A 9,192-nucleotide genomic window follows, 5' to 3' on the forward strand; every position below is an offset into this window, starting at 1 on the left:
CCCAGGGCGTGTAGGCATGCGGCGGCAACCCGCGGATGGCCGGGCCGGGCGGCGGCGGATATCCCCCCTCGGGCGGCGGAGGCGGTGGATGGTAGCCACCTTGCGGCGGATGCTGAGGATCCGGCCCGGCGGCGGGTGAGGCGGGTTGGTCGGTCATGGACGCCTTCCATGGGCGAGGGGCTAGCTGCAGGCGGCCTTACGGTACCCGACCACCGGCCTACCCGAGCTGTCGTCGCCGAAAGCGCGGGGCGGCTGCGGACCAACCGGCTCGTTAGTTTGCTAGCGCAATTAATTTGCTCGACAGCGCTCTCGCTACCGGCGGCGGGGACCCTCAGAGAGAAAACCCAACAAGTCGTGGCGGGTGATGACCCCAACCGGCTTGCCGTCCTCGACCACCATCAGCGCGTCCCAGTCCCGCAGCGCCTTGGCGGCAGCACTGACCAACTCGCCGGCCCCGATCATGGGCAGCGGCGGGCTCATATGCAGCCCCACCGCGTCGGCCAGCTTGGCGCGGCCTTCGAAAACGGCTGACAGGAGTTCGCGTTCGGACACGCTGCCGGCCACCTCGCCGGCCATCACCGGCGGCTCGGCGCCGACGACCGGCATCTGGGACACCCCGTACTCGCGCAGAATCCCGATGGCGTCGCGGACCGTCTCCGACGGGTGGGTGTGCACCAAGTCGGGCAGCACGCCGGATTTTCCGCGCAGAACGTCTCCGACCGTGGGTTGTTCCATCGATCCATCCAATCGGCTGCGCAGGAAGCCGTACGAGGACATCCACGCGTCGTTGAAGATCTTCGACATGTAACCGCGGCCGCCGTCGGGCAACAGCACCACGATCAGCCCGTCCGGTCCAGCGTCCTCGGCAACTTTGAGCGCAGCGACCACCGCCATCCCGCACGACCCGCCGACCAGCATGGCCTCCTCGCGAGCCAGCCGCCGGGTCATCTCGAACGAATCCGCGTCGGACACCGCGATGACTTCGTCCGGGACGCTCGGGTCGTAGGCCGCCGGCCAGAAGTCCTCGCCGACTCCCTCGACCAGGTAAGGCCGCCCGGTGCCGCCCGAGTAGACCGACCCTTCCGGGTCGGCGCCGATCACCCGCACTGCTCCACCCGACACCTCCTTGAGGTAACGGCCCGCACCGGTGATTGTCCCGCCGGTCCCGATACCGGCTACGAAATGCGTGACCCTGCCCTCGCTGTCGGCCCAGATCTCCGGTCCGGTGGTTTGGTAATGGCTCGCCGGCCCTTCGGGATTCGCATACTGATCCGGCTTCCACGCACCGTCGATCTCGCGGGCCAACCGGTCGGAGACGCTGTAGTAGCTATCCGGGTGGTCGGGCGGCACCGCCGTCGGGCAGACCACGACTTCTGCGCCGTAAGCGCGCAGCACGTTCTGCTTGTCCTCGCTGACTTTGTCGGGGCAGACGAACACACACTTGTATCCGCGCTGCTGGGCCACCATGGCCAACGCGACCCCAGTGTTGCCGGACGTTGGTTCGACGATGGTGCCGCCCGGTTTCAGTTGACCAGCGGCCTCGGCGGCGTCGATCATCTTGATCGCGATCCGGTCCTTAGCGCTTCCGCCCGGGTTGAGGTACTCGACCTTGGCCACCACGGTTGCGACCCCAGGCGGCACGACAGAATTCAGCCGAACCAGTGGTGTGTTGCCGATGAGTTCACTGATGTGCCGAGCGATCCGCATGGATTCATCGTCTCAGGCGATCTGCTTGATCGGCGCTCGGCACCTCACTGGTGAGCTGGTGCTTACCGCCGTCGCCTGCGGCTAGTCGGTGGCTTCGCGGATGTACTCGCCGATCTGGCGCAGTGAGCGCTTCGCCTCAGGCACCACCGGGGCGGCGACTTGGAAGTCGTGAATCTGCCCGGGCCAGATCCGCACCTCGGCCGGCACCCCGACCGCGGCCAGCCTGCGGGCCGCCAATCGCGCGTCGTGCAGCAACACCTCGGAACCAGACACGTGAATCAGTGTGCGCGGCAATCCCGGTCGGAGGTGGTCCAGCGGCTCGTAGAGCTCTTCCGGCTCACCGTCGACGATGTGGCTGGCGGCGGCAACGCCGACCAGGGCCACCAATGCGTCGAAGGCCTGCGCCGAGAACATGGCGTCGGTCTTGATGTTGGGATGCGACTGCTTGGCCTCCTTGGCCAGCTGCAGCAACGGCGAGATCGCCACCATGGCAGCCGGTTCCTCGTCCGCCTCTTGCAGCCGCTGCGCAAGCGCCAGCGCCAGGTAACCACCCGCGGAATCGCCTGCCAGCACGATCTGATCGGGGTCATAACCGCGCAGCCGCAACCAACGGTAGGCGTCGTGACAGTCGTCGATCGCCATGCCAACGGAGTGTTTGGGGATCAGCCGGTAGTTGACCACCAAAACGGGTGAGTCCGCGTATCGCGACAGTGCGTTGACCACCCTGCTGTGCGAGTTGGCCCCGCACGTCAAAAAGGCGCCGCCGTGCAGGTAGAGCACCACCCGACGCTTGCCGTCAGCCGGCAGCACACCGAGGGCGCGGACGAGCTGCGCGGTGGCGTGGGGCAACTCGACGGTGGTGCGGACGGTGCCGGGTGCCGGAAGCAACACGCGGCACGCGAAGTCGATCAGACCGAACGGCCAGGGCATACGCGGGACACGGCTTCCGAACGCTAAGGCGGGCCGGATCGTCAGCCGCGACGCCAACGAGAGCACCCGAGCGGGAAGGCTTGGACCGGTCTCGATGACTTCGACGGGAACGCCGTCGCTGATGGGCCTGTGGCGCGGAAATTGCGGAGAACGAAGGGTCTCGCGCAGGACAACGGCGGGTCTGTCCTCGCGGGATGTCCCGGCTATTTTGCTAGGTGCGGTCATGCTCAACACTTCCTACGCCGTTGTAGTGCGGTACAGCATGTCGACGAGGTAGCGGAGCGACCGGTTCATCTTTCTCATACTTCGGGATACCCGCCCCGGGCACCCAGCCAACCTCGCAAACTTAGCTTGGCACCGATAAGAACTTCAACAATCAAAGAGTCCGATTCGATACCCGATTTGATCCGGCCTGTGATCGCTTCGGCCCGCAGCTACCGGATTCGGGCCAGTGGGCGCCCTAAACTATTGACGTGGACATACGCGCGCCACGCCGATCCTTGATCGCGCTGGCCGCAGCGGGTGCATTGGCGTCGACCGGGACGGCGTACCTGGGTGCACGTAACCTGCTGATCGGCCAAGCGCAACAGGCGCGCAGCGTAATTCCGAAGGCTTGGGACATCCCGCCACGCGCCGATGGTGTGTACACACGTGGCGCTGGGCCGGTGCAGCGCTGGCACCGCGGCGTGCCTTTCGATCTGCACTTGATGGTCTTCGGGGATTCGACGGCGACCGGCTACGGCTGCCGTAGCGCCGACGAAGTGCCCGGTGTGCTGCTCGCGCGTGCGCTCGCAGAGCGCACGGGCAAACGAATCCGGTTGAGCACCAAGGCAATTGTGGGTGCCACCTCCAAAGGGCTGTCCGGTCAGGTCGACGCGATGTTCGTCGCCGGACCACCGCCGGATGCGGCGGTGATCATGATCGGCGCCAACGACGTGACCGCCCTCAATGGGGTCGCGCCCTCGGCTCGTCGGTTGGGGGCGGCGGTCTGGAGGCTGCGGGCCAGCGGTGCGGTGGTGGTCGTCGCCACATGCCCAGACTTCGGCGTGATCACCGCAATCCCGCAGCCGCTGCGCTGGCTGGCACGCACCCGGGGTTTGCGGCTGGCTCGCGCCCAGGCCGCAGCGGTCAAAGCGGCCGGTGGTGTCCCGGTGCCGCTGGCGGACCTGCTGGTGCCGCACTTCCGCACATCGCCCGACCTGTTGTTCTCCGAAGACCGCTACCACCCGTCGGCGGCCGGCTATGCCCTGGTGGCCGATCAGCTGCTGCCGGCGTTGTGCAGTGCGCTGGGCGAATCGACCGGCGGGTTAGCGGCTGAACTGCCATCCACGTCCGGTGCCGCCAGAACCGGCGTGGGTCGCATCCGTCTGCGGATCTTGTCGCGGCTGTGGCGGCGGCCCACCACCGGGGTGCCCGCACCCGTCGTCGTAGCCACCGGCGGCTAGCACGGTATCGACCGCTACCGGTCCACGGCCCGCATCGACGTCGCGCTAGATTCGGTTCAGCCTGGCCACAACGCAAGCCGGGGACTCCGGTCTAGCCCACATCTGATGGAGGGAGCCGATCGTGCCGGAAGCTGTCATCGTCTCAACTGCCCGCTCACCGATCGGCCGTGCCGCCAAAGGATCCCTGGTCACCATGCGGCCTGACGATCTGGCTGCGCAGATGGTGCGCGCCGCGCTCGACAAGGTGCCCGCGCTGAGCCCGCACCAGATCGACGACCTGATGATGGGCTGCGGCCAGCCGGGCGGTGAATCGGGCTTCAACATCGCCCGCGTGGTCGCTGTGCAGCTGGGCTACGACTTTTTGCCCGGCACCACTGTCAATCGGTATTGCTCGTCGTCGCTGCAGACCACGCGGATGGCCTTCCACGCGATCAAGTCCGGCGAGGGCGACGCGTTCATCTCCGCGGGCGTCGAGACGGTATCCCGATTCGGCAAGGGCACCTCCGACTCGTGGCCGGACACCAAAAACCCGATATTCGCCGAAGCCCAGGATCGCACGGCCGCCGCAGCCCAGGGCGCCGACGAATGGCACGACCCGCGCGCCGACGGGACGCTGCCCGACATCTACATCGCGATGGGCCAGACCGCCGAAAACGTCGCGCTGCTGACCGGGATCAGCCGCGAAGACCAAGATCACTGGGGCGTGCGCAGCCAGAACCGCGCCGAAGAGGCGATCAAGAGCGGTTTCTTCGAACGCGAGATCGAGCCAGTCAGGCTGCCGGACGGCACCACAGTCAGCGTAGACGACGGGCCCCGGCCGGGCACCACCTACGAGAAGGTGAGCCAGCTCAAGCCGGTGTTCCGGCCCAACGGCACGGTCACCGCGGGTAATGCCTGCCCGCTGAACGACGGCGCCGCCGCAGTTGTGATCACCAGTGACACCAAAGCCAAGGAGCTGGGCCTGACGCCGCTGGCCCGCATCGTGGCCACCGGCGTGTCCGGGCTCTCACCGGAGATCATGGGCTTGGGACCGATCGAGGCAACCAAGAAAGCGCTGGCCAACGCCGGCATGTCGATCCGCGACATCGACCTGGTCGAGATCAATGAAGCTTTCGCGGTGCAGGTACTGGCATCGGCTCGCGAGCTGGGTATCGACGAGGACAAGCTCAACGTCTCCGGCGGGGCAATCGCGCTGGGCCATCCCTTCGGCATGACCGGCGCCCGCATCACCGCAACGCTGCTCAACAACCTGCAGACCTACGACAAGACGCTCGGCCTGGAGACCATGTGCGTCGGCGGGGGCCAGGGCATGGCGATGATCATCGAGCGGCTGAGCTGACGCCGCATCGAGTCTGCATCCTTGGCATCGACTCTGCATCCACGGCGCGTTGACCACGGCAGACGGCGCCGTCACCGCAGCGTCGACGCAGTCAACGCAGACTCGACGACCTCATTGCAGAATCGGCGCAAAGATAAGCCGGCACGCGCGGTACACGTGCCGGCTTCTCGTCGCCAAAGCTAATCGTTCTGCAGGTAACTCAACAGGCGCAGGATCTCGATGTACAGCCAGACCAGCGTGACGGTCAGGCCCAGAGCAATGCCCCACGCTGCCTTCTCCGGCGCCCCGGCACGCACCATCTGGTCGGCCGCGTCGAAGTCGATGAGGAAGCTGAACGCCGCGATGCCGATGCAGACCAGCGAGAAGATGATGGCCAACGGCCCGCCGCTGCGCAGGCCCAGACCCTCACCGTGGCCGACACCGAACATGCCCAGCACGAGGTTGCCGATCATCAGGGCCAGCACGCCGAACAACCCGGCCACGATCATGCGGGTGAACTTCGGCGTAACACGGATGGCACCGGTTTTGTAGACGACGAGCATGCCAGCGAACACCCCAAGGGTGCCCAGGATCGCCTGCCCGATCAGCACTCCGGCGTTGGTGGACGACACGGCGAAGTGGGCCAGGACGAACGAAAACGCGCCGAGGAACAGGCCCTCCAGCGCGGCGTAGGTCAACACCAGCGCCGGGCTGTCCTGCTTGCGTCCGAAGGTGGCGATCAGCACCAAGGCCAGCCCGCCGAACGCGCCGACGAAGGTAAACGGCATGGCCAAGGCAAGATTGCCCGCCACCATGAAGTAGGACACCACCGCGACCGCCGACAGCACTGCCAGCGTGAAACCGGTCTTGGTGACGACATCGTCAATGGTCAGCGGGCGCGAAACGCCGGTCCGCCGGTCGTACGGAGCCACGTAAGGGTCCGTGTGGTACCCGTACTGGGTCGCGGCACCGGCAGCGCCGCTACCGAACTGCGCGTATCCGCCGCGCTGCTTGGGCAGCGAACGAAATACTGGGTTGCTAGTCTCCCGCACCGTCGGATCCTCTCCTTGATTTGTGGCTTCGAGCTGTGCGAACACCTGTTCAACGATCAACGGCTCGGCCGGGTTCCCGGCCCGGAAACGTCTTGAAGCCGCTCTCCAGCTAAACCTTACCCGCGGGCGCTGCTCCTGGGGCAACGATCTAGATTGCTGATCAGTCTTGGCGTGCATCCGACGGAAGGAGACCGCGCGCGTGACGGGCGAATCTGGCGAGATCCTGACCCGCATCGACGATGGTGTCGCCGTCGTGACACTCAACCGCCCCAAGGCGATCAACTCGCTTACCCAGAACATGGTCAACGCGCTCAGCGCAGTTCTCATCGAATGGGAACACGACGACGCCGTGCGCGCCGTGGCTCTCGAAGGGTCCGGCGACCGCGGTCTGTGCGCCGGCGGCGATGTTGTGGCGATTTACCACAGCGCACGTGCCGACGGTGTTGCGGCGCGGCGGTTCTGGCGCGACGAATACCTGCTCGACGCCCAAATCGCCCGGTTTCCCAAGCCGTATGTGTCGTTGATGGACGGCATCGTGATGGGCGGTGGTGTCGGTGTCGGCGCGCATGCCAACATTCGGGTGGTGACCGATACGACGAAGATGGCGATGCCTGAGGTGGGCATCGGGTTCATTCCCGACATCGGCGGCACTTACCTGCTCTCACGGGCTCCAGGGTCGCTGGGCCTGCACGCGGCACTGACCGGGGCGCCGTTCTCCGGGGCCGACGCCATTGCAATGGGATTCGCCGACCACTACGTGCCGCACGAGAAGATGCAAGCGTTCACCCGCGCGATCGTCACCGACGGCGTCGAACGCGCACTCGCCGACCATGCGGTCGAACCGCCCGCGAGTAGCCTTGCCAGCCAACGGGATTGGATCGACGAGTGTTATGCGGGCGACACTGTTGCCGACATCGTCGCTGCGCTGCGCGGCCATGACTTTGCGGCGGCCAACGACGCGGCCAACCTGATCGGCACCCGCTCGCCCATCGCGCTTTCGGTGACACTCCAGGCGGTGCGTCGCGCCGCGAAACTGGACACACTCGAAGATGTCCTGGTCCAGGACTATCGCGTGTCGTGCGCCGCACTGCAATCACACGACCTGGTCGAAGGCATCCGCGCCCAGCTGGTGGACAAGGACCGCAACCCAAAGTGGTCGCCGGCATCGCTTGCCGAGGTCAATGCGGCCGACGTTGAAGCGTATTTCGCGCCCGTCGAAGACGATCTGAAGTTCTAGAAAGGCAGCACATGACCGAAAAAGAATGGGAAACCATCCTGGTCGAACGCGACGGACGCGTCGGCACCATAACACTGAACCGGCCGCAGGCGCTCAACGCACTCAACACCCAGATGATGACCGAAGTCACGACCGCTGCAATCGAATTCGACGACGACCCAGATATCGGTGCGATCATCATCACGGGTTCGGCGAAAGCTTTCGCCGCCGGTGCGGACATCAAAGAAATGGCCAGCCTGACGTTCGCCGACGTCTTTGGCGCCGACTAATTCGCTCGCTGGTCGAAGCTGGCCGCGGTACGTACCCCGATGATCGCCGCAGTGGCCGGCCACGCGCTCGGCGGCGGCTGCGAGCTGGCGATGATGTGCGACGTGCTGATTGCCGCCGAGACAGCCAAATTCGGCCAGCCGGAGATCAAACTCGGTGTACTGCCCGGCATGGGGGGCTCGCAGCGGCTAACGCGGGCCATCGGGAAAGCCAAGGCCATGGATCTCATCTTGACCGGGCGCACCATCGACGACGCCGAAGCCGAGCGCAGCGGTATGGTGTCGCGGGTGGTCCCAGCCGACGACCTGCTTACAGACGCCAAACCTGTGGCCACCACGATTGCGCAGCTGTCTTTATCGGCGACCCGGATGGCCAAAGAAGCCGTCAACCGGGCGTTCGAATCCACCTTGGCCGAAGGGCTTCTCTACGAACGTCGGCTATTCCACTCGGCTTTCGCCACCGATGACCAGTCCGAGGGCATGGCGGCGTTCATCGAAAAGCGGCCTGCGAACTTCACCCATCGCTAGCTCAGCCCGCCGGCACCTACCAGCGCGTGATATCCGCCGACGACATCGGTGGCCCGGTGCAGCCCGAGGTCCTGCAGCGCCGCCGCGGCCAGGCTGGACGTGTAGCCCTCCGAGCAGACGATCACCCACTCGACGTCGTCGTCGACGGCTTGTGGCAGCCGGGCGTCGCTGGTCGGGTCGCATCGCCATTCGAGCACGTTGCGTTCGATGACTAGCGCGCCCGGGACCCCGCCTTCGACAGCGCGCTGGGGCTGCGGACGGATGTCGACCAGCACGGCGCCCCGCCGCAGCGCGTCGGGTACCTGCTCGGCGGTGAGCCGGCACAACCGGGTCCGCGCGACATCCAGCATCCGGTCGATCCGGCTGGTCATGGCACCTGGTCGGTCAATTCGGTGCGCCGACGGCGCAGCGTATTGCGGTCGGTGACTTCGTAATACGACATCGCGGTCAGCGGCGGCGAGTACGCATGCACGCTAAGCGTCGGCCCCGCCGGCGCCTCCGGCTGCGGCGGCGGAGCCCAGACCACGTCATGCACCCAGCCCAGCGGAAACCCGGCCTGATCGCCAGCGTCTAGCCGTCGGCGCCGTAATTGCTCGCCCTCCCAGCGGAATTCGTCGAGCACCCCGGACAGCAACGTCAACGCCCCGAGTGATCCGCCGTGGTCGTGCAGCTCGGTGGCGTGTCCCGGCACCCAGCTGATCAGCCAGAT

The 9,192-nt window shown here is 66.2% G+C and carries 7 protein-coding genes and 2 pseudogenes; 4 read left to right on the plus strand and 5 right to left on the minus strand.

The window, feature by feature from the left end; all coding sequences use genetic code 11:
• Positions 1 to 312: 312 nt before the first annotated feature.
• Both ACFE99_RS18460 and ACFE99_RS18465 read right to left on the minus strand, forming a co-directional pair.
• Complete coding sequence (locus ACFE99_RS18460) at positions 313 to 1,707, minus strand: cystathionine beta-synthase (RefSeq protein WP_375487791.1); 1,395 nt, start codon at positions 1,705 to 1,707, stop codon at positions 313 to 315.
• Between the two features lie 81 nt (positions 1,708 to 1,788).
• Positions 1,789 to 2,862, minus strand: coding sequence for an alpha/beta hydrolase fold domain-containing protein (locus ACFE99_RS18465; protein ID WP_375487793.1), 1,074 nt, complete (start codon positions 2,860 to 2,862; stop codon positions 1,789 to 1,791).
• A 248-nt stretch (positions 2,863 to 3,110) separates the two neighbouring features.
• Here ACFE99_RS18465 and ACFE99_RS18470 point away from each other — a divergent pair, with 248 nt between their 5' ends.
• Entirely contained in the window at positions 3,111 to 4,082 is a 972-nt protein-coding gene (locus ACFE99_RS18470) for an SGNH/GDSL hydrolase family protein (RefSeq protein ID WP_375487795.1), read from the plus strand.
• A gap of 121 nt (positions 4,083 to 4,203) precedes the next feature.
• A complete protein-coding gene (locus tag ACFE99_RS18475) occupies positions 4,204 to 5,421 on the plus strand; it encodes an acetyl-CoA C-acetyltransferase (RefSeq protein ID WP_375487797.1) in 1,218 nt (405 codons plus the stop codon).
• A gap of 179 nt (positions 5,422 to 5,600) precedes the next feature.
• On the opposite strand, the gene ACFE99_RS18480 is transcribed toward ACFE99_RS18475, so the two are convergent.
• The gene (locus ACFE99_RS18480) at positions 5,601 to 6,452 is read right to left on the minus strand and encodes a Bax inhibitor-1/YccA family protein (protein WP_375487803.1); all 852 of its coding nucleotides are present in this window, start codon (positions 6,450 to 6,452) and stop codon (positions 5,601 to 5,603) included.
• A 199-nt stretch (positions 6,453 to 6,651) separates the two neighbouring features.
• Between ACFE99_RS18480 and ACFE99_RS18485 the strand changes: the two genes are divergently transcribed.
• Positions 6,652 to 7,689 carry an enoyl-CoA hydratase/isomerase family protein gene (locus ACFE99_RS18485; protein WP_375487799.1) on the plus strand — a complete coding sequence of 346 codons (1,038 nt, stop codon included), beginning with the start codon at positions 6,652 to 6,654 and terminating at the stop codon, positions 7,687 to 7,689.
• 11 nt (positions 7,690 to 7,700) lie between these two features.
• Positions 7,701 to 8,483: pseudogene (locus ACFE99_RS18490) on the plus strand (enoyl-CoA hydratase).
• On the opposite strand, the gene ACFE99_RS18495 reads toward ACFE99_RS18490, so the two are convergent.
• Positions 8,480 to 8,854, minus strand: coding sequence for a rhodanese-like domain-containing protein (locus ACFE99_RS18495; RefSeq protein WP_375487801.1), 375 nt, complete (start codon positions 8,852 to 8,854; stop codon positions 8,480 to 8,482). The pseudogene ACFE99_RS18490 and the gene ACFE99_RS18495 overlap by 4 nt on opposite strands.
• Positions 8,851 to 9,192, minus strand: a pseudogene (locus ACFE99_RS18500) (cysteine dioxygenase); the annotation flags it as partial. The gene ACFE99_RS18495 and the pseudogene ACFE99_RS18500, both read right to left, overlap by 4 nt.

The sequence above is a fragment of the uncultured Mycobacterium sp. genome (assembly GCF_964249325.1).
Classification (GTDB): Bacteria; Actinomycetota; Actinomycetes; order Mycobacteriales; family Mycobacteriaceae; genus Mycobacterium.